The sequence below is a fragment of the Streptococcus hepaticus genome, from assembly GCF_043656315.1.
Taxonomy (GTDB): Bacteria; Bacillota; Bacilli; order Lactobacillales; family Streptococcaceae; genus Streptococcus; species Streptococcus hepaticus.
On sequence record NZ_JBINIY010000022.1, the window covers coordinates 1 to 18621 of the forward strand.

The 18621-nt window shown below is 40.4% G+C and carries 34 protein-coding genes; all 34 read left to right on the top strand.

The genetic code is table 11. The annotated features are described in order from the left end of the window. Nucleotides 1-51: 51 nt before the first annotated feature. The gene (gene ruvB / locus ACHUFA_RS10290) at nt 52-1050 is read left to right on the top strand and encodes a Holliday junction branch migration DNA helicase RuvB (protein WP_222348935.1); all 999 of its coding nucleotides are present in this window, start codon (nt 52-54) and stop codon (nt 1048-1050) included. A 49-nt stretch (nt 1051-1099) separates the two neighbouring features. Beyond that, entirely contained in the window at nt 1100-1666 is a 567-nt protein-coding gene (locus ACHUFA_RS10295; RefSeq protein ID WP_394405927.1) for a nucleotidyltransferase family protein, read from the top strand. 148 nt (nt 1667-1814) lie between these two features. Continuing rightward, nucleotides 1815-2150 (top strand): hypothetical protein, encoded by a 336-nt coding sequence (locus ACHUFA_RS10300; protein ID WP_318530395.1) that lies wholly within the window; start codon nt 1815-1817, stop codon nt 2148-2150. Between the two features lie 98 nt (nt 2151-2248). Next, a complete protein-coding gene (locus ACHUFA_RS10305) occupies nt 2249-2626 on the top strand; it encodes a hypothetical protein (protein WP_394405929.1) in 378 nt (125 codons plus the stop codon). 191 nt (nt 2627-2817) lie between these two features. Next, nucleotides 2818-3678 (top strand): ArsR/SmtB family transcription factor, encoded by an 861-nt coding sequence (locus ACHUFA_RS10310; RefSeq protein WP_394405931.1) that lies wholly within the window; start codon nt 2818-2820, stop codon nt 3676-3678. 268 nt (nt 3679-3946) lie between these two features. After that, nucleotides 3947-4255: a 30S ribosomal protein S10 gene (rpsJ, locus tag ACHUFA_RS10315; protein WP_067087606.1), complete on the top strand. Its 309-nt coding sequence runs from the start codon at nt 3947-3949 to the stop codon at nt 4253-4255. 75 nt (nt 4256-4330) lie between these two features. Continuing rightward, a complete protein-coding gene (gene rplC, locus ACHUFA_RS10320; RefSeq protein ID WP_222348931.1) occupies nt 4331-4957 on the top strand; it encodes a 50S ribosomal protein L3 in 627 nt (208 codons plus the stop codon). A 24-nt stretch (nt 4958-4981) separates the two neighbouring features. Beyond that, the gene (gene rplD / locus ACHUFA_RS10325) at nt 4982-5605 is read left to right on the top strand and encodes a 50S ribosomal protein L4 (RefSeq protein WP_222348930.1); all 624 of its coding nucleotides are present in this window, start codon (nt 4982-4984) and stop codon (nt 5603-5605) included. Further along, nucleotides 5605-5901, top strand: coding sequence for a 50S ribosomal protein L23 (locus ACHUFA_RS10330; RefSeq protein WP_212569690.1), 297 nt, complete (start codon nt 5605-5607; stop codon nt 5899-5901). The genes rplD and ACHUFA_RS10330 overlap by 1 nt, the downstream gene beginning before the upstream one ends. Before the next feature lie 17 nt (nt 5902-5918). Further along, on the top strand, nt 5919-6752 hold the full coding sequence (gene rplB, locus ACHUFA_RS10335; protein WP_222348929.1) for a 50S ribosomal protein L2: 834 nt from the start codon (nt 5919-5921) through the stop codon (nt 6750-6752). Nucleotides 6753-6843: 91 nt separating this feature from the next. Next, nucleotides 6844-7125: a 30S ribosomal protein S19 gene (rpsS, locus tag ACHUFA_RS10340; protein ID WP_000533766.1), complete on the top strand. Its 282-nt coding sequence runs from the start codon at nt 6844-6846 to the stop codon at nt 7123-7125. Nucleotides 7126-7140: 15 nt separating this feature from the next. Continuing rightward, the gene (gene rplV / locus ACHUFA_RS10345) at nt 7141-7485 is read left to right on the top strand and encodes a 50S ribosomal protein L22 (protein ID WP_222348928.1); all 345 of its coding nucleotides are present in this window, start codon (nt 7141-7143) and stop codon (nt 7483-7485) included. A 12-nt stretch (nt 7486-7497) separates the two neighbouring features. Continuing rightward, the gene (gene rpsC, locus ACHUFA_RS10350) at nt 7498-8151 is read left to right on the top strand and encodes a 30S ribosomal protein S3 (RefSeq protein WP_222348927.1); all 654 of its coding nucleotides are present in this window, start codon (nt 7498-7500) and stop codon (nt 8149-8151) included. A 3-nt stretch (nt 8152-8154) separates the two neighbouring features. Beyond that, the gene (gene rplP / locus ACHUFA_RS10355; RefSeq protein ID WP_049617483.1) at nt 8155-8568 is read left to right on the top strand and encodes a 50S ribosomal protein L16; all 414 of its coding nucleotides are present in this window, start codon (nt 8155-8157) and stop codon (nt 8566-8568) included. 9 nt (nt 8569-8577) lie between these two features. Beyond that, the gene (gene rpmC, locus ACHUFA_RS10360; protein ID WP_222348926.1) at nt 8578-8784 is read left to right on the top strand and encodes a 50S ribosomal protein L29; all 207 of its coding nucleotides are present in this window, start codon (nt 8578-8580) and stop codon (nt 8782-8784) included. A 23-nt stretch (nt 8785-8807) separates the two neighbouring features. Beyond that, nucleotides 8808-9068, top strand: coding sequence for a 30S ribosomal protein S17 (gene rpsQ / locus ACHUFA_RS10365; RefSeq protein WP_000440801.1), 261 nt, complete (start codon nt 8808-8810; stop codon nt 9066-9068). A 24-nt stretch (nt 9069-9092) separates the two neighbouring features. Further along, nucleotides 9093-9461: a 50S ribosomal protein L14 gene (rplN, locus tag ACHUFA_RS10370; protein WP_004195497.1), complete on the top strand. Its 369-nt coding sequence runs from the start codon at nt 9093-9095 to the stop codon at nt 9459-9461. A 76-nt stretch (nt 9462-9537) separates the two neighbouring features. Next, nucleotides 9538-9843 (top strand): 50S ribosomal protein L24, encoded by a 306-nt coding sequence (gene rplX, locus ACHUFA_RS10375; protein ID WP_222348925.1) that lies wholly within the window; start codon nt 9538-9540, stop codon nt 9841-9843. A 23-nt stretch (nt 9844-9866) separates the two neighbouring features. Beyond that, the gene (rplE, locus tag ACHUFA_RS10380; protein ID WP_222348924.1) at nt 9867-10409 is read left to right on the top strand and encodes a 50S ribosomal protein L5; all 543 of its coding nucleotides are present in this window, start codon (nt 9867-9869) and stop codon (nt 10407-10409) included. A gap of 14 nt (nt 10410-10423) precedes the next feature. Further along, nucleotides 10424-10609 carry a type Z 30S ribosomal protein S14 gene (locus ACHUFA_RS10385; RefSeq protein WP_002936651.1) on the top strand — a complete coding sequence of 62 codons (186 nt, stop codon included), beginning with the start codon at nt 10424-10426 and terminating at the stop codon, nt 10607-10609. Nucleotides 10610-10868: 259 nt separating this feature from the next. After that, nucleotides 10869-11267 (top strand): 30S ribosomal protein S8, encoded by a 399-nt coding sequence (gene rpsH, locus ACHUFA_RS10390; RefSeq protein ID WP_222348923.1) that lies wholly within the window; start codon nt 10869-10871, stop codon nt 11265-11267. 190 nt (nt 11268-11457) lie between these two features. Beyond that, nucleotides 11458-11994 (top strand): 50S ribosomal protein L6, encoded by a 537-nt coding sequence (gene rplF / locus ACHUFA_RS10395; protein ID WP_222348922.1) that lies wholly within the window; start codon nt 11458-11460, stop codon nt 11992-11994. Nucleotides 11995-12088: 94 nt separating this feature from the next. Then, a complete protein-coding gene (rplR, locus tag ACHUFA_RS10400; protein WP_222348921.1) occupies nt 12089-12445 on the top strand; it encodes a 50S ribosomal protein L18 in 357 nt (118 codons plus the stop codon). 18 nt (nt 12446-12463) lie between these two features. Next, nucleotides 12464-12958 (top strand): 30S ribosomal protein S5, encoded by a 495-nt coding sequence (rpsE, locus tag ACHUFA_RS10405; RefSeq protein WP_049617492.1) that lies wholly within the window; start codon nt 12464-12466, stop codon nt 12956-12958. A gap of 13 nt (nt 12959-12971) precedes the next feature. Further along, nucleotides 12972-13154 carry a 50S ribosomal protein L30 gene (gene rpmD, locus ACHUFA_RS10410; RefSeq protein ID WP_222348920.1) on the top strand — a complete coding sequence of 61 codons (183 nt, stop codon included), beginning with the start codon at nt 12972-12974 and terminating at the stop codon, nt 13152-13154. A gap of 141 nt (nt 13155-13295) precedes the next feature. Beyond that, entirely contained in the window at nt 13296-13736 is a 441-nt protein-coding gene (rplO, locus tag ACHUFA_RS10415) for a 50S ribosomal protein L15 (protein ID WP_222348919.1), read from the top strand. Between the two features lie 13 nt (nt 13737-13749). Continuing rightward, nucleotides 13750-15060 (top strand): preprotein translocase subunit SecY, encoded by a 1311-nt coding sequence (gene secY, locus ACHUFA_RS10420; protein ID WP_222348918.1) that lies wholly within the window; start codon nt 13750-13752, stop codon nt 15058-15060. Nucleotides 15061-15160: 100 nt separating this feature from the next. Then, nucleotides 15161-15802: an adenylate kinase gene (locus ACHUFA_RS10425; RefSeq protein ID WP_394405966.1), complete on the top strand. Its 642-nt coding sequence runs from the start codon at nt 15161-15163 to the stop codon at nt 15800-15802. A gap of 120 nt (nt 15803-15922) precedes the next feature. Further along, complete coding sequence (infA, locus tag ACHUFA_RS10430; protein ID WP_002936627.1) at nt 15923-16141, top strand: translation initiation factor IF-1; 219 nt, start codon at nt 15923-15925, stop codon at nt 16139-16141. A 23-nt stretch (nt 16142-16164) separates the two neighbouring features. Next, entirely contained in the window at nt 16165-16281 is a 117-nt protein-coding gene (gene rpmJ, locus ACHUFA_RS10435; RefSeq protein ID WP_001808836.1) for a 50S ribosomal protein L36, read from the top strand. 17 nt (nt 16282-16298) lie between these two features. Continuing rightward, on the top strand, nt 16299-16664 hold the full coding sequence (gene rpsM, locus ACHUFA_RS10440; RefSeq protein WP_049617497.1) for a 30S ribosomal protein S13: 366 nt from the start codon (nt 16299-16301) through the stop codon (nt 16662-16664). Between the two features lie 17 nt (nt 16665-16681). Then, nucleotides 16682-17065, top strand: coding sequence for a 30S ribosomal protein S11 (rpsK, locus tag ACHUFA_RS10445; protein WP_018166218.1), 384 nt, complete (start codon nt 16682-16684; stop codon nt 17063-17065). A 44-nt stretch (nt 17066-17109) separates the two neighbouring features. Then, entirely contained in the window at nt 17110-18048 is a 939-nt protein-coding gene (locus ACHUFA_RS10450) for a DNA-directed RNA polymerase subunit alpha (protein ID WP_222348916.1), read from the top strand. Nucleotides 18049-18062: 14 nt separating this feature from the next. Beyond that, entirely contained in the window at nt 18063-18449 is a 387-nt protein-coding gene (gene rplQ / locus ACHUFA_RS10455; protein ID WP_222348914.1) for a 50S ribosomal protein L17, read from the top strand. The last annotated feature ends 172 nt before the right edge of the window (nt 18450-18621 follow it).

The window sequence follows — 18621 nt, forward strand, 5'->3', positions numbered from 1 at the left end:
TTGTGATACAGCTAGAAATCCTAGCTGTATTTTTTATGTTATAATACCCATATGACTAGAATTTTTGATACAGAGCAAATGGGGGATGAGGAGCAGGTTGAGCGGACACTGCGTCCCCAGAAATTAGATGAATATATTGGTCAGGACAAGGTCAAGGACCAGTTGAAAATTTTTATCGAGGCGGCAAAATTGCGAGATGAAGCCTTGGATCATGCCCTTCTTTTTGGTCCTCCTGGTCTGGGGAAGACAACTATGGCCTTTGTCATTGCCAATGAGCTTGGTGTCAATATCAAGCAGACCTCGGGGCCTGTCATTGAAAAAGCAGGAGACCTAGTGGCGATTCTCAACGACCTAGAGCCTGGCGATGTTCTCTTTATTGATGAAATCCACCGTATGCCTATGTCGGTTGAAGAGATTCTCTATAGTGCCATGGAAGATTTCTACATTGACATCATGATTGGTGCAGGCGAAGCTAGCAGGGCTGTGCACTTGGATTTGCCTCCATTTACCTTGATTGGTGCGACCACTCGTGCAGGTATGCTGTCCAACCCACTTCGTGCTCGTTTCGGAATTACGGGACACATGGAGTATTATGAGTTGGAGGATTTGACAGAAATCGTCGAGCGGACGGCGGAAATTTTTGATATGGAGATTACCCATGAAGCTGCTATCGAGTTAGCGCGTCGGAGTCGTGGGACGCCGCGTATTGCCAATCGTTTGCTGAAGCGCGTGCGAGACTTTGCGCAAATCATGGGCAATGGCTTGATTGATGATGCCATTACAGACAAGGCACTGACCATGTTGGATGTGGACAGAGAGGGTTTGGACTATGTGGACCAGAAAATCCTTCGCACCATGATCGAGATGTATAATGGCGGACCTGTAGGTCTGGGAACTCTTTCGGTCAATATTGCTGAGGAGCGCGATACGGTTGAAGATATGTATGAGCCTTATCTTATTCAAAAAGGTTTTATTATGCGAACTAGAACGGGGCGCGTGGCAACGGCCAAAGCCTATGAACATTTGGGTTATTCCTATCAAGAAAAATAACATTGACAACATTCAGCTCCGGCTGAATGTTTTTTGGTAAAATAATTCTATGGAGAATTGGAAAAAATTTTTTTGGCAAGATGCGGATGTGCAACAGATATTACAAATTATCAAACATCTTCATCTGAAGGATTCTTGGTTATGTGCAGGTAGTGTACGGAATTTTATTTGGAATGTTCTGTCGGACAAGCCAGGTTTTGATAGAGAAACAGATGTGGATGTCATTTTCTATGATCCAGCTATTTCCTATGAGGAAACTTGTCAGCTTGAAAATGAGCTGCGTAGAGCATTTCCTCAGTATTGCTGGGAATTGAAAAATCAAGTCTACATGCATGTTCACAATCCAAATACACTTCCTTATACAGATTCGCGCGATGCCATGTCAAAATATCCTGAAACCTGCACAGCTATTGGCTTGCGCTTAGATGAAAATAATGGCTTGGAGTTGTTTGCTCCGTATGGTTTGCAAGTAATCGAAGCATTTCGTGTGGAGCCAACACCCCACTTTCTAGCAGATAAGGAACGCAGGCAAGTCTATAATGCTCGACTGAAGAAGAAAAACTGGATAGAAAAGTGGCCGAATTTGAAAATACAAGAAATTGTTATGAAAGATTAGAGAATCCTCTAATCTTTTTAATTAATGATTGCTTTATAAAAAGAAAGTAGATGTTATATGAAAAAGTGTTAAAAACAAACTATATCTGACAATTTATGTAACAGATTTACTATCAAACTTTGGTGATATTCTATATTATCTGGCTCTCATGAACTACATTGCTCTTTTGCCAGATCCAAGGTATGCTCTTGCTTTAGTAACTCTCTCAGAAAGTATGCCTGTATTTTTAGGCTTTCCCTTAGGAGTATTTGCGGATAAGACAAAAAATAAGCTATCAATGATACTTGGAACTCTATTTTTTCGAACCATGCTTTACTTGTTGATGACGGTGATTATGGGGACCGAGCCTAGTTTGGTGGTCGTTCTAATTGCATCTGTGGTTAACTTTTTTTCGGATATTTCAGGGAAATATGAAAATAGTCTTTACACACAGATTTCTTTACGGTTGATAGTGCAAGTGGCATTTTATTGCTTCTTTTGTTAAATGAAAGTCCATCAACAAGGTGGGGGACTGTTGCAGAAACGTTGGCTATATTCTACAGCCTAGTATTGATTGCTCGTATTCTAGGTGGTCTATTTTCTATGAAATATTTGCAAATCTTCAGTTTGGGAAGCTCTCTAAAATTATCATCGGTTGTTGGTCTGATGAGTCTAGCTTCTCTATTGACTCAAAACATTTTTATCATTTTAGTCTGTAAATTTTTGGGAGTATTTCTAGGAAGCGCAACTATGCCGAAGTTTCGAACAACTCTTTGGGACAATCTTCCAGAGGAAAAATTGGCAACGATTGGTGCAGGTGTAGATGCCTATAGGATGATTGGGATGTGGGGGATGGAAGTACTGACATCAGGTTTATTACTATTTTTGACATCCTCTCAAATTACAGGGTTCTATCTGGTGCTTATTGCACTTGCTTATAGTTACCTTTTTGTCTACAAGGATAGAAGTATGCTATACTGATAAGAGAAATGAGGTGGAAAAATGGCATTTATCTATTCAGAGAAGGAGAGTATTTTACTTGATATTTTCTTTGCTCCAACAGTGATGAGTGTGGATGTGGGACAGGGCTTAGAAGGTAAAAAAGAGAAATTTTAGGGGATGTTTGGGGAATTAGACAGGAATTATATAAAAAACTCCTCCCTCTAAAAACAATGATTGATGCCTATTATGATCGAGCATCGATTGATTTCCCATTTCCTTGTATTCTTTATTATTACTTAGTTAATCAAGGAAAAGAAATGCAAAATCTTGAACAATTTTTAGTCCAAGTCCAAGAGATGCCGGAGCAAGAAGTGACTGATTGCTTGGCGATCAAGTTTAGTGATATCTTGCAGCAAAAGTTTTCGGGCGATGCTCAAGAAATGTTAGATGCGATAGAAGTGGCTGATTTTTTGCCAGAAGAAAAATGGTACTATTCGCAACAATTGAGATACCCTCTGCGCGTGCAGAAAGATATAGTTGAGCTCTTAGCCGTAGTGGGAGAACTATTCCAACCGTATTTAGAAGCATTTTCAGCAGAACGAGAACGCTATGCGGAGCAGTCTGATGTAGAAAACTTATTTAGCCTATCCCCATTTGATACTGCTACCATAGAACGATATCTATTGGAAGACTTCACTTTTGTTGTTCTTCATCCAATGTATACTCGCTATTCTACCTACTCTTTGCCTATGTTGGATAATGTATCGAATATATTTGCTGTATCTAGTCGCATAGAGGAAGCGATGAGCAGTGAAGAGGGACAGTTAACTAGCCTGATTGATACCATGAAGGCATTAAGTGATGAAACGCGCTATAAAGTTTTGTTAGAGTTACTTCAACCACATGCTAGGAACAAAGATATTGCTGATAAACTTGGAGTTACAACTGCAGCAGTATCCTTCCCTACACAAAAACTAATTGTCGCAAATTTAGTGGCCGTAACAATGAATGATAAAGAAATCAAGTATAGAATAAATCCAGAAAAGATAGGAGAATTAATAGGAAAACTTCAAGAAGATTTCCTTAAATAAAATCAACTTTCTTCTATAAATAATAAGAACAACAATCAAAATAGATAGAGTTTCTGTCATAGAAATCCTATCTATTTTTTTCAAAAAAAGTGCGCAAAATCCTTGCAAAGTAAAAATTCTTTTGATATACTACTGTGGTGCTGTGAAAATCACAGTTTAGCTTTGATGCAAGAGGTTGCGACACGCTCGGTTGCATTGCCACGCAACTACTTGTCGGTTTTCTTGTGGAGCTAGCCTATTATCGTAAATAGACGAAAAGGAGAAAAAGATGGCAAACAAAAAAATCCGCATCCGCTTGAAAGCGTACGAACACCGTACACTTGATACAGCTGCTGCAAAAATCGTAGAAACTGCAACTCGTACAGGCGCTAGCGTAGCTGGGCCAGTTCCGCTTCCAACTGAACGTAGCCTCTACACAATCATCCGCGCGACTCACAAATACAAAGATTCTCGCGAACAATTTGAAATGCGTACACACAAACGCTTGATCGATATCGTTAACCCAACTCAAAAAACAGTTGATGCGTTGATGAAACTTGACTTGCCTTCAGGTGTAAACGTAGAAATCAAACTTTAATCTGATTTCACTTGAGCATAAAAAACGCTCGTTAAAAACTTTTTAAGAAAAATAAAGAAAAGGAAACATTTTCTCATGACAAAAGGAATCTTAGGGAAAAAAGTGGGAATGACTCAAATCTTCACTGAATCAGGTGAATTTATCCCTGTAACTGTCATCGAAGCTACTCCAAACGTAGTTCTTCAAGTGAAAACTGTTGAAACTGACGGCTATGCAGCTGTTCAAGTTGGTTTTGATGACAAACGCGAAGTATTGAGCAACAAACCTGCCAAAGGCCATGTAGCAAAAGCTAACACAGCTCCTAAGCGCTTCATTCGTGAATTCAAAAACATTGAAGGCTTGGAAGTTGGTGCTGAAATCACAGTTGAAACATTCGCAGCTGGCGATGTTGTTGATGTAACTGGTACATCTAAAGGTAAAGGTTTCCAAGGTGTTATCAAACGCCATGGTCAATCTCGTGGTCCTATGGCTCACGGTTCACGTTACCACCGTCGTCCAGGTTCAATGGGACCTGTTGCGCCAAACCGTGTCTTCAAAGGTAAAAATCTTGCAGGTCGTATGGGTGGAAACCGTGTAACAATTCAAAACCTTGAAATTGTACAAGTTGTTCCAGAAAAGAACGTTATCCTTATCAAAGGTAACGTACCAGGTGCTAAGAAATCTCTTATCACTATCAAATCAGCAGTTAAAGCTGGTAAATAATAAGGAAAGGGGAAATCAGTCGAAATGGCAAACGTAACATTATTTGACCAAACTGGTAAACAAACTGGTGAAGTTGTATTGAACGATGCAGTATTTGGTATCGAACCAAATCAATCAGTTGTGTTTGATGTGATCATCAGCCAACGTGCTAGCCTTCGTCAAGGTACTCACGCAGTTAAAAACCGTTCAGCAGTTCGCGGTGGCGGACGCAAACCATGGCGTCAAAAAGGAACTGGACGTGCTCGTCAAGGTTCTATCCGTTCACCACAATGGCGTGGCGGTGGCGTAGTCTTCGGACCAACTCCACGTTCATACGCGTACAAACTTCCACAAAAAGTTCGTCGCTTGGCACTTAAATCTGTTTACTCAGAAAAAGTTGCTGAAAACAAATTTGTAGCTGTTGACTCACTTACATTTGCAGCTCCAAAAACTGCTGAATTTGCAAAAGTTCTTGCAGCTTTGAGCATTGATTCAAAAGTCCTTGTTATTCTTGAAGAAGGAAACGAATTCGCAGCTCTCTCAGCTCGCAACCTTCCAAATGTGAAAGTTGCTACTGCAACAACTGCAAGTGTTCTTGACATCGCAAACAGTGACAAACTTCTTGTGACTCAAGCAGCTATCTCTAAAATCGAGGAGGTTCTTGCATAATGAATTTGTATGATGTTATCAAAAAACCTGTCATCACAGAAAGCTCAATGGGCCAACTTGAAGCAGGCAAATATGTATTTGAAGTTGACACTCGTGCACACAAATTGTTGATCAAACAAGCAGTTGAAGCTGCATTTGAAGGTGTTAAAGTTGCTAACGTTAACACAATCAACGTAAAACCTAAAACAAAACGCGTAGGTCGTTATGTAGGTCGCACAAACAAAGTGAAAAAAGCTATCATTACTCTTACAGCTGATTCAAAAGCAATCGAGTTGTTTGCAACTGAAGCTGAATAATCTAAGGAGGAAATAACGTGGGTATTAAAGTTTATAAACCAACGACAAATGGCCGTCGTAACATGACTTCTTTGGATTTCGCTGAAATCACTACAAGCACTCCTGAGAAATCATTGCTTGTTTCTCTTAAGAGCAAAGCTGGTCGTAACAACAACGGTCGCATCACTGTTCGTCACCAAGGTGGCGGTCACAAACGTCACTACCGTTTGATTGACTTCAAACGTAACAAAGATGGCGTTGAAGCAGTTGTTAAAACTATCGAGTACGATCCAAACCGTACTGCAAACATCGCACTTGTACACTACACTGACGGTGTGAAAGCGTACATCATTGCACCAAAAGGTCTTGAAGTAGGTCAACGTATCGTTTCTGGTCCAGATGCGGATATCAAAGTTGGTAATGCACTTCCACTTGCAAATATCCCAGTTGGTACAGTTGTACACAACATCGAATTGAAACCAGGTCATGGTGGAGAATTGGTTCGTGCTGCTGGTGCTTCTGCACAAGTATTGGGTAGCGAAGGTAAATACGTTCTTGTTCGTCTTCAATCAGGTGAAGTTCGTATGATCTTGGGTACTTGCCGTGCTACTGTTGGTACAGTTGGTAATGAACAACAATCACTTGTTAACATTGGTAAAGCAGGACGTAGCCGTTGGAAAGGTATCCGCCCAACAGTTCGTGGTTCTGTAATGAACCCTAACGATCACCCACACGGTGGTGGTGAAGGTAAAGCACCAGTTGGACGTAAAGCGCCATCTACTCCATGGGGTAAACCTGCGCTTGGTCTTAAAACTCGTAACAAGAAAGCGAAATCTGACAAACTTATCGTTCGTCGTCGCAACCAAAAATAATCAACTAGCTAGTTGATTTATCCGCCAGCTCGGTAGTGCGCGTAAGCGCACAAGCCGCTGTGGTACATTATTTAAAGGAGAAAACTACATAATGGGACGCAGTCTTAAAAAAGGACCTTTCGTCGATGAGCATTTGATGAAAAAAGTTGAAGCTCAAGCAAACGATGAAAAGAAAAAAGTAATTAAAACTTGGTCACGTCGTTCAACGATTTTCCCAAGCTTTATCGGTTATACAATTGCAGTTTATGATGGACGTAAACATGTACCTGTTTACATTCAAGAAGACATGGTAGGTCACAAACTTGGTGAATTTGCACCAACTCGTACTTACAAAGGTCACGCTGCTGACGACAAGAAAACTCGTAGAAAATAATAGGGGGAAAACACAATGGCAGAAATTACTTCAGCTAAAGCAACTGCTCGCACAGTACGTGTTTCACCTCGTAAATCACGTCTTGTCTTGGACAACATCCGTGGCAAAAGCGTAGCCGATGCAATTGCAATCTTGAAATTCACACCAAACAAAGCTGCTACAGTGATCGAAGGAGTTTTGAACTCAGCTATCGCTAACGCTGAAAACAACTTTGGTTTGGAAAAAGCTAACTTGGTAGTAAGCGAAGCATTCGCAAACGAAGGACCAACTCTTAAACGTTTCCGTCCACGTGCGAAAGGTTCTGCTTCACCAATCAACAAACGCACAGCTCACATCACTGTAGTTGTGGCAGAAAAATAAGGAGGTAAAAACGTGGGACAAAAAGTACATCCAATTGGTATGCGTGTCGGCATCATCCGTGACTGGGATGCTAAATGGTATGCTGAAAAAGAATACGCGGATTACCTTCATGAAGATCTTTCAATCCGCAACTTTATCAAAAAAGAATTGGCTGATGCATCAGTTTCAACTATTGAAATTGAACGTGCGGTAAACAAAGTTATCGTATCAATCCATACTGCTAAACCAGGTATGGTTATTGGTAAAGCTGGTAGCAATGTTGACGCACTTCGTGCACAATTGAACAAATTGACTGGCAAACAAGTACACATCAACATCGTTGAAATCAAATCACCAGATTTGGACGCTCACCTTGTTGGTGAAGGTATCGCTCGTCAATTGGAGCAACGTGTTGCTTTCCGCCGTGCACAAAAACAAGCTATCCAACGTGCAATGCGCGCTGGTGCTAAAGGTATCAAAACACAAGTTTCTGGTCGTTTGAACGGTGCTGATATTGCCCGTGCAGAAGGCTATTCAGAGGGTACAGTTCCTCTTCACACACTTCGTGCTGATATCGACTACGCTTGGGAAGAAGCTCTTACAACTTACGGTAAACTTGGTGTTAAAGTATGGATCTACCGTGGGGAAGTTCTTCCAGCTCGTAAAAACACTCAAGGAGGTAAATAACCAATGTTAGTACCTAAACGTGTTAAACACCGTCGCGAATTTCGTGGAAAAATGCGCGGTGAAGCTAAAGGTGGTAAAGAAGTAGCATTTGGTGAATACGGCCTTCAAGCTACAACTAGCTCATGGATTACAAACCGTCAAATTGAAGCTGCTCGTATCGCGATGACTCGTTATATGAAACGTGGTGGTAAAGTTTGGATCAAAATCTTCCCTCACAAATCATATACTGCTAAAGCTATCGGGGTTCGTATGGGTTCTGGTAAAGGTGCTCCTGAAGGTTGGGTAGCTCCAGTTAAACGTGGCAAAGTAATGTTTGAAGTTGCAGGCGTTTCTGAAGAAATCGCTCGCGAAGCATTCCGTCTTGCTGGCCACAAATTACCAGTTAAAGTGAAATTCGTAAAACGTGAAGCAGAATAAGGAGAAGGCATGAAACTTAATGAAGTAAAAGAATTTGTTAAAGAACTTCGTGGACTTTCTCAAGAAGAACTTGCAAAACGCGAAAACGAGTTGAAGAAAGAACTCTTTGAGCTCCGTTTCCAAGCTGCTGCAGGTCAACTTGAGCAAACTGCTCGTTTGAACGAAGTTAAAAAGCAGATTGCACGTATCAAAACTGTGCAATCTGAAGTTAAATAATAGATTGGGAAAGGAGAATTTCAATGGAACGCAATAATCGTAAAGTTCTTGTTGGACGTGTTGTATCTGACAAAATGGACAAAACAATCACAGTTGTAGTTGAAACTAAACGTAACCACCCAGTCTATGGTAAACGTATTAACTACTCTAAAAAATACAAAGCTCATGATGAAAACAATGTTGCTAAAGAAGGCGATATCGTTCGCATCATGGAAACTCGTCCGCTTTCAGCTACAAAACGCTTCCGTCTTGTAGAAGTTGTAGAAGAAGCAGTTATCATTTAATCAAACTGAAAGGAGAAAACTAATATGATTCAAACAGAAACTCGTTTGAAAGTTGCTGACAACAGTGGCGCACGCGAAATCTTGACTATCAAAGTTCTTGGTGGTTCAGGACGTAAATTTGCAAACATTGGCGACATTATCGTTGCTTCAGTAAAACAAGCTACTCCTGGTGGTGCGGTTAAAAAAGGTGACGTTGTAAAAGCTGTTATCGTTCGTACTAAAACAGGTGCTCGTCGTGCTGATGGTTCATACATCAAATTTGACGAAAATGCTGCCGTTATCATCCGTGAAGACAAAACTCCTCGCGGAACTCGTATCTTTGGCCCAGTGGCACGCGAATTGCGTGACGGCGGTTTCATGAAAATCGTTTCATTGGCACCAGAAGTACTTTAATCTAAACACAAACTAAGTCCCCTGCAAAACTTGCAGGGTGCCCATTAGGGCGTAAGAAATTCACAGGAGAAATCAAATGTTTGTAAAAAAAGGCGACAAAGTTCGCGTTATCGCTGGTAAAGACAAAGGAGTAGAAGCTCTTGTTGTAACAGCACTTCCAAAAGTAAACAAAGTTGTTGTTGAAGGTGTTAACATCGTCAAAAAACATCAAAAACCAAACAACGAAAACCCTCAAGGTGCAATCGTTGAAATCGAAGCTCCAATCCATGCATCAAACGTTCAAGTTTTGGACAAAAACGGTGTAGCTGGACGCGTTGGTTACAAAGTTGTTGACGGCAAAAAAGTTCGTTACAACAAAAAATCAGGCGAAGTGCTTGATTAATCACGAAGGAAAGGAGAAGTATAATGGCAAATCGTTTAAAAGAAAAATATCTTAATGAAGTTGTTCCTGCTTTGACTGAGCAATTTAACTATTCATCAGTTATGGCTGTGCCAAAAGTTGATAAGATCGTTTTGAACATGGGTGTTGGTGACGCTGTTTCTAACGCTAAAAACCTTGAAAAAGCTGCTGAAGAATTGGCGCTTATCTCAGGTCAAAAACCACTTATCACAAAAGCTAAGAAATCAATCGCCGGCTTCCGTCTTCGTGAAGGGGTTGCTATCGGTGCGAAAGTAACTCTTCGTGGCGAACGTATGTATGAATTCTTGGACAAATTGGTTTCAGTTTCACTTCCACGTGTACGTGACTTCCACGGTGTTCCAACAAAATCATTTGACGGACGTGGTAACTACACACTTGGTGTGAAAGAACAATTGATCTTCCCAGAAATCAACTTCGATGATGTTGATAAGACTCGTGGTATGGATATCGTTATCGTTACAACTGCTAACACTGACGAAGAATCACGTGCATTGCTTACAGGCCTTGGTATGCCGTTTGCGAAATAATAGGGAGAGAATAAATGGCTAAAAAATCAATGATCGCTAAGAACAAACGCCCAGCTAAGTTCTCAACTCAAGCTTACACACGTTGTGAAAAATGTGGACGTCCACATTCAGTTTACCGCAAATTCAAACTTTGCCGTGTATGCTTCCGCGACTTGGCTTACCTTGGACAAATTCCAGGCGTTACTAAAGCTTCTTGGTAAAAACATGATGCTAAGCCCGTAATGAACAAAGCAAAATTAGGGAGTTGTAGCAGTTTGCTTGCAAACGAGACAACTCATCTATTTTGCACAGTTCATAGGGCGAGTTCGAATCGGCTTATATATAAACCTGAACCGAACTCAAATATGCTCGCTTTCTAAGTGAGTATACATTCAATCAGCTTTGCTGAATATCGTCCATTTGGACATCATTAACTAGCAAGTGAAATTTTCAAACTACTAGTAAGAGGAGAAAAATAAAATGGTTATGACTGACCCAATTGCAGACTTTTTGACACGTATTCGTAATGCTAACCAAGCAAAACACGAAGTACTTGAAGTACCTGCATCAAACATCAAAAAAGGGATTGCTACAATCCTTAAAAACGAAGGTTTTGTAAAAAACGTTGAATTCATCGAAGATGACAAACAAGGCATCATCCGTGTATTCTTGAAATACGGACCAAACGGTGAAAAAGTTATCACAAACTTGAAACGTATCTCAAAACCGGGTCTTCGTGTTTACTCAAAACGTGAAGATGTTCCTAAAGTTCTTAACGGACTTGGAATCGCAATCATTTCTACATCAGAAGGTCTTTTGACTGACAAACAAGCTCGTCAAAAGAATGTTGGTGGGGAAGTTCTTGCATACGTTTGGTAATTTTGGCTTACAATTTCTTCCTGTTTCGTCGTTAGTTCCCCTTGCCGTACACCAGTACAGCCTGCGCAAAACTGCCTAGAAACAGTTTGGACTTGAAATCCAAAATCAGACCTATAAAATAGTGTCTGATAAACCATACACCCCGTGAAAACTGGCCGAAAGGCCTGACAATTTAACAGGAGAAAATAACATGTCACGTATTGGTAATAAAGTAATTACTTTGCCTGCTGGTGTTGAGATTGCTCAAAACAACGGTGTGGTAACTGTAAAAGGACCTAAAGGTGAACTCACTCGTGAATTCCCTACAGCTATTGAAATTCGTGTAGAAGGTGCAGAAGTAACTCTTCACCGTCCAAACGATTCAAAAGAAATGAAGACTATCCACGGTACAAGCCGTGCTAACCTCAACAACATGGTTGTTGGTGTTTCTGAAGGCTTCAAAAAAGAACTTGAAATGCGTGGTGTCGGTTACCGTGCTCAATTGGCAGGTGACAAATTGACACTTGCAGTTGGTAAATCACATCCAGATGAAGTGGTTGCACCAGAAGGTATCACATTTGAAGTTCCAACACCAACACAAATCATCGTGTCTGGTATCAACAAAGAAGTTGTTGGTCAAACAGCAGCTTATATCCGTAGCCTTCGCGCTCCTGAGCCATACAAAGGTAAAGGTATTCGTTACGTTGGTGAATTCGTTCGCCGTAAAGAAGGTAAAACTGGTAAATAATAGTTTCGTGAGAAGGGTGCAAGCCTTTCTCGGAACGCTATTTTCCGAAACTAGCCTCGTTTGAGGCGAAATCAATAATAAAGAGGTGAAAATTGTGATTTCAAAACCAGATAAAAACAAAATCCGCCAAAAACGCCACCGTCGCGTTCGCGGTAAAATCTCTGGAACTGCTGCTCGCCCACGTTTGAACATTTTCCGTTCTAATACAGGCATCTACGCTCAAGTGATTGATGACGTAGCGGGTGTAACGCTCGCAAGCGCTTCTACTCTTGATAAAGAAGTTTCAAAAGGAACTAAGACAGAACAAGCCGTTGTTGTAGGTAAACTCGTTGCTGAACGTGCAGCTGCGAAAGGTATTTCTGAAGTGGTCTTTGACCGCGGTGGATATCTCTATCACGGACGTGTGAAAGCTTTGGCTGACGCTGCTCGTGAAAACGGATTGAAATTCTAATAGGGAGGACACTAAGAAATGGCATTTAAAGATAACGCAGTTGAAATTGAAGAACGCGTAGTAGCCATCAACCGTGTTACAAAAGTTGTTAAAGGTGGACGTCGTCTTCGTTTTGCAGCTCTTGTGGTTGTTGGTGACCGTAACGGACGTGTAGGTTTCGGTACTGGTAAAGCTCAAGAAGTACCTGAAGCTATCCGTAAAGCAGTTGAAGCTGCTAAGAAAAACATGATCGAAGTACCAATGGTTGGTACAACAATCCCTCACGAAGTTCGTTCAGAATTTGGTGGAGCTAAAATATTGTTGAAACCAGCTGTAGAAGGTGCTGGGGTTGCTGCTGGTGGTGCAACACGTGCCGTAATCGAATTGGCAGGTATTGCAGATGTTACATCTAAATCACTTGGCTCAAATACTCCAATCAACATCGTTCGTGCAACAGTTGAAGGTTTGAAACAATTGAAACGTGCTGAAGAGGTTGCTGCACTTCGCGGTATCTCAGTTTCAGATTTGGCATAAGAAAGGGGAACTCATGGCTCAAATTAAAATTACTTTGACGAAGTCTCCAATCGGCCGTATTCCATCACAACGTAAAACTGTTGTGGCGCTTGGTCTTGGCAAATTGAACAGCTCAGTCGTTAAAGAAGACAACGCAGCTATCCGTGGTATGGTTAACGCTGTATCTCACTTGGTAACTGTAGAAGAAGTTAAATAAGACTTCATCAAATCAAATAACTAACTTGAGTCGTACGGTTTTCTGTGCGACTTAAAGTTAATTTCGTATAGGCGAGTTTTTGTGGGAAGTCCTTTTTCTCACAAAGGCGCTAGCATTTTACAATTAAGGAGAAATTAAATAATGAAACTTCATGAATTACAACCTGCTGCAGGTTCACGTAAAGTTCGCAACCGCGTAGGTCGTGGTACATCATCAGGTAATGGTAAAACATCTGGTCGTGGTCAAAAAGGTCAAAAAGCTCGTAGCGGTGGTGGCGTACGTCTTGGTTTTGAAGGTGGACAAACTCCATTGTTCCGTCGTCTTCCAAAACGTGGTTTCACAAACATCAACGCTAAAGAGTATGCAATTGTGAACCTTGATCAATTGAATGTTTTTGAAGATGGTACAGAAGTAACACCAGTTGTACTTATCGAAGCTGGTATTGTCAAAGCTGAAAAATCAGGAATCAAAGTTCTTGGTAACGGTGAATTGACTAAAAAATTGACAGTGAAAGCTGCTAAATTCTCTAAATCAGCTGAAGAAGCAATCACTTCAAAAGGTGGCTCAGTGGAAGTCATCTAAGGGGTGACCGCCTATGTTTTTTAAATTATTAAAAGAAGCGTTCAAGGTAAAAAACGTTCGCAATAAAATTTTGTTTACGATTTTCGTCTTATTCGTTTTTCGTGTGGGAACACACATCACTGTACCAGGAATCAATGCTAAAAGTCTTGAAGCAGTTTCAAATTTGCCCTTCTTGAACATGTTAAGCTTGGTATCTGGTAACGCGATGAAAAACTTTTCCGTTTTTGCTTTGGGAGTAAGTCCCTATATCACTGCGTCCATCATCGTTCAACTGTTACAAATGGATATTGTTCCAAAGTTTGTTGAATGGGGTAAACAAGGTGAAGTTGGTCGTCGGAAATTAAATCAAGCAACTCGCTATATTTCACTTGTTCTTGCTTTTGTTCAATCAGTTGGTATTACTGCAGGTCTAAACGCTCTTGCAGGTGCACAACTGACAACTATGCCTCTCAATTGGAAAACCTATATCATTATCGGTAGTATTTTAACGACCGGTTCAATGATTGTTACATGGTTTGGTGAACAAATTACAGATAAGGGTTATGGAAACGGGACATCAATGATTATCTTTGCAGGCATCATTTCTTCTCTTCCAGGCACCATCAAAGAAATCTACGAAGATCGCTTTGTAAATATTGACTCCAGTCGATTAACAGAATCAGCAATCTTTGTAGCAGCTTTGGTTGTTGCAATTTTAGCAATTGTTTATTTTACGACCTACGTACAACAAGCGGAGTACAAAATTCCTATCCAGTACACTAAACGTGCGCAAGGAGCTCCATCAAGCTCATACTTGCCATTGAAGTTAAATCCAGCAGGTGTTATTCCTGTTATCTTTGCAGGCTCTATCACAGCGATTCCAACTTCGATTCTTCAATTTTTGACAAGTCAAAACCGTACAAGTTCTATTTTGCAGAATTTACAAAGTTACTTTGACTACACAACCGTTAAGGGAATGTTGGTTTATGCAGCTTTGATCATCATCTTTACATTCTTCTACAGTTTCGTTCAAGTAAATCCTGAAAAAACTGCAGAAAGTTTGCAAAAGAGTGGTGCCTACATTCACGGAGTTCGTCCAGGTAATGGGACAGAACAGTACTTCTCAAAACTATTGAAGCGTTTAGCAACAGTAGGTTCTCTTTTCCTTGGTATTGTTGCCTTGTTACCAATTTTGGCACAAAACCTTTTAGGATTATCTTCAAATATTGCTTTCTTGGGTACAAGTTTGATTATCGTAATTATGACAAGTATCGAAGGTATCAAGCAGTTAGAAGGCTACCTTTTGAAGAGAAAATACGTTGGATTCATGGAAATTACAGAATAGTATATAGGTTGACTTTGTCAACCTTCTATTTTATTTTAATCGGCCAATGAAGATTATAAGAAATAGCCTCGAGCTATTCACACAATAAAAGGAGTTCGAAATGAATCTTTTGATTATGGGTTTACCAGGTGCTGGTAAGGGAACACAAGCAGCAAAAATCGTTGAAAAATTTGGTGTGGCACACATCTCAACAGGTGATATGTTCCGTGCTGCAATGGCGAATCAAACTGAAATGGGATTGTTGGCAAAATCATACATCGATAAAGGTGATTTGGTTCCTGACGAAGTAACAAACGGTATTGTGAAAGAACGCCTGACTCAAGACGATGTTAAAGAAAAAGGCTTCTTGCTAGATGGTTATCCACGTACAATCGAGCAAGCACATGCTTTGGATGAAAACTTGAAAGAGTTGGGGATCGACCTTCAAGGTGTGATCAATATCGAGATTGACCCAAGTATTTTGGTAGAACGTCTTAGCGGACGAATTATTCACCGCGAAACGGGTGAAACCTTCCATAAAGTGTTTAATCCACCAGCAGAAGGCTACAATGAAGCAGATTACTACCAACGTGAAGACGACAAGCCAGAATCAGTAAAACGTCGCTTGGAAGTAAATATCGCTCAAGGTCAACCAATTATTGACCATTATCGTGCACAAGGTCTTGTTCATGATATCGAAGGTGACCGAGATATCAATCTTGTATTTGAAGCAATTGATGCTGTTTTATCAAAATTACAATAATTGATGGATATGACTTGCTTTTTTTAGAGTAAAATGATAAAATAAGCCAGTCTGACTTATAATTGTTACCTCTGTGTGCAGAGGACATCAAATCGAAAATTTAGAGGGGGAAACTTTTGCATGGCAAAAGAAGATGTGATTGAAATTGAAGGTAAGGTAGTAGATACCATGCCGAATGCTATGTTTACTGTTGAGTTGGAGAATGGACACCAAGTCTTGGCAACTGTTTCAGGAAAAATCCGTAAAAACTACATCCGTATTTTGGTCGGAGATCGTGTAACTGTCGAGCTTAGCCCATATGATTTGACACGTGGACGTATCACATACCGCTTTAAATAATCGAAATACTTGGAGGGATAAAAATGAAAGTAAGACCATCGGTCAAACCAATTTGCGAATACTGCAAAGTTATTCGTCGTAATGGTCGTGTTATGGTAATTTGCCCAGCAAATCCAAAACACAAACAACGTCAAGGTTAAGATAGAAAGGAGAAAAAATGGCTCGTATTGCTGGAGTTGACATTCCAAACGACAAACGTGTTGTAATTTCATTGACATACGTATACGGAATCGGTCTCACAACATCTAAAAAAATCCTTGCTGCTGCAGGTATTTCAGAAGATATCCGTGTGAAAGACTTGACATCTGATCAAGAAGACGCTATCCGTCGTGAAGTTGATGCAATCAAAGTTGAAGGCGACCTTCGTCGTGAAGTAAACTTGAACATTAAACGTTTGATGGAAATCGGTTCATACCGTGGTATCCGTCACCGTCGTGGACTTCCTGTCCGTGGACAAAACACTAAAAACAATGCTCGCACTCGTAAAGGTAAAGCTGTTGCGATTGCAGGTAAGAAAAAATAAAATAGGAGGTAAAAAAATTGGCTAAACCAACACGTAAACGTCGTGTGAAGAAAAATATCGAATCTGGTATTGCACATATTCACGCTACATTTAACAACACTATTGTTATGATTACTGATGTGCATGGTAACGCTCTTGCTTGGTCATCAGCTGGTGCTCTTGGTTTCAAAGGTTCTCGTAAATCTACACCATTCGCAGCCCAAATGGCTTCAGAAGCAGCTGCTAAATCTGCACAAGAACACGGTCTTAAAACAGTTGAAGTTACAGTTAAAGGTCCAGGTTCAGGTCGTGAGTCTGCTATTCGTGCTCTTGCTGCCGCTGGTCTTGAAGTTACTGCAATTCGTGATGTGACTCCTGTACCACACAATGGTGCTCGTCCTCCAAAACGTCGCCGTGTATAATCATACAAACGATACACAGCTTTTCGTTTAAGAGGGAGTAAGAAATGATTGAGTTTGAAAAACCAACTATAACAAAAATTGATGAAAATAAAGATTACGGCAGATTTGTTATCGAACCGCTAGAACGTGGTTATGGAACAACTCTTGGTAACTCACTTCGTCGTGTACTCCTTGCATCACTTCCAGGTGCTGCGGTGACATCAATTAAAATTGATGGCGTACTCCACGAATTCGACACAGTTCCAGGTGTTCGCGAAGATGTTATGCAAATTATTTTGAACATCAAAGGCATTGCTGTAAAATCTTATGTCGAAGACGAAAAGACAATTGAACTTGACGTTGTAGGTCCAGCAGAAATTACTGCAGGCGACATCTTAACAGATAGCGATATTGAAATTGTAAATCCTGATCATTATCTATTTACCATCGCGGAAGGTGCTACTTTCAAGGCAGTTATGACTGTCAATACTGGACGTGGTTATATTCCAGCCGAAGGTAACAAAAAAGATGATGCACCAGTAGGTACACTTGCTGTAGATTCAATCTACACACCTGTTGTCAAAGTAAATTACCAAGTTGAACCAACTCGCGTTGGTAGCAATGATGGTTTTGACAAATTAACGCTTGAAATCATGACAAATGGTACGACAATTCCTGAAGACGCATTAGGGCTGTCAGCACGTATTTTGATGGAACACTTAGGTCTCTTTACAGATTTAACTGAAGTTGCTAAATCAGCTGAAGTTATGAAAGAAGCAGAAGTTACTTCAGATGATCGTATGCTTGACCGTACAATCGAAGAATTAGATTTGTCAGTTCGTTCATATAACTGTTTGAAACGCGCAGGAATCAATACTGTGTTTGATTTGACAGAAAAATCTGAACCTGAAATGATGAAAGTACGCAATCTTGGCCGTAAGAGTCTTGAAGAAGTCAAGGTTAAATTGGCTGACCTTGGTCTAGGATTGAAAAAAGATAAATAATATAGGAGGAAAACATGGCATACCGTAAATTAGGACGTACTAGCTCACAACGTAAAGCAATGTTGCGTGATTTGACGACTGACCTTTTGATTAACGAATCAATCGTTACAACTGAAGCTCGTGCGAAAGAAATCCGTAAAACAGTTGAAAAAATGATTACTCTTGGTAAACGTGGCGATTTGCACGCTCGTCGTCAAGCAGCAGCATTTGTTCGTAACGAAATTGCAGCAGAAAACTATGATGAAGCAACTGATAAGTACACATCTACTACAGCTCTTCAAAAATTGTTCTCAGAAATTGCACCTCGTTATGCAGAACGTAATGGTGGTTATACACGTATTCTTAAAACAGAACCACGTCGTGGAGACGCTGCACCAATGGCAATTATCGAACTTGTATAAGATCATCAATTTTGTTGAGTGTTACGATGATGGGATATTTTTATCCTTAGTCTAGCTCTGGTCTACTGCCGGATATTTTCCGGCAGTAACACTCATCAGAAACATGATATTTGAACGCTTGTTTATGAAATGACTTAGGAATAAATCATTTCATAAGCGGGCGTTTTTGATA